Annotated in this window: 2 protein-coding genes; one reads left to right on the plus strand and one right to left on the minus strand. The window is 45.0% G+C overall.

Annotated features, from left to right (window positions below; genetic code table 11):
* On the plus strand, nucleotides 1-325 hold a 325-nt coding region (locus R7Q48_RS26605; protein WP_318133212.1), incomplete at its 5' end, for a DbpA RNA binding domain-containing protein.
* 57 nt (nucleotides 326-382) lie between these two features.
* Here the strand turns inward: R7Q48_RS26605 and R7Q48_RS26610 are convergent.
* A partial coding sequence (locus R7Q48_RS26610; RefSeq protein WP_318133215.1) for a Crp/Fnr family transcriptional regulator occupies nucleotides 383-777 on the minus strand: 395 nt, incomplete at its 5' end.

A 777-nucleotide genomic window follows, 5' to 3' on the forward strand; every position in this document is an offset into this window, starting at 1 on the left:
TCTACGTGTCGCTCGTATCGAAGAGTACTTAGAGATGGATGTGGTACCCGCGACCTTGCCAGCGAAATCAAATCAGCAGCCATACCAAGCGAAGATGGTGACCATCAACATTGATGGCGGCAAGAAGCAAAAAGTTCGTCCTGGCGATATTCTTGGTTGTTTGACTGGCAAAAATGGCATCCCAGGTGCGCAAGTGGGCAAGATTCATTTGTTCCCTGTGCGTTCTTACGTTGCTGTAGAAAAGTCTGCCGCGAAGAAAGCATTGCAAATTATCAGTACGGGTAAGATGAAAGGGCGTCAGTTCCGAGCGCGTCTTCTTAAATAGTCATTAGATTGAACAAAGGCTCTTCGTTGGAAGAGCCTTTTTTGTTTGGTGCGTCTCTTATTTGTTGTCTTTTGCTAAACGCGCTTTAATACGGCTTAAGCTGATAGCGGTAATGCCGAGGTAAGCCGCAATTTGGCTGTCGGTAATGCGTTGTTCTAAATCTGGGTAGTGGTGGCAAAATAGCTGATAACGTTCCTCAGGCGAATACAACAGCATAAAACGTTCTTTATTCTCTTTGTTCATCAACTGCGTTTCGAGCAATTTTAGGTAAATTGAGTGCTTTTCGGCGCGCCATTGATGCAATGCCTCGATAGGCAAACAGAATAAATGACATGCGGTCAGCGTTTCCAATAAGTCCGGTGAAGGTTGACCTTTTACCACGCTTTCAAAGCCGATCACCCAGTCCTTTTCCCAATAAAACTCTTTGCTGAATTCTTTGCCTTTCTCTGTGA

It is taken from the genome of Vibrio sp. 378, assembly GCF_033339435.1.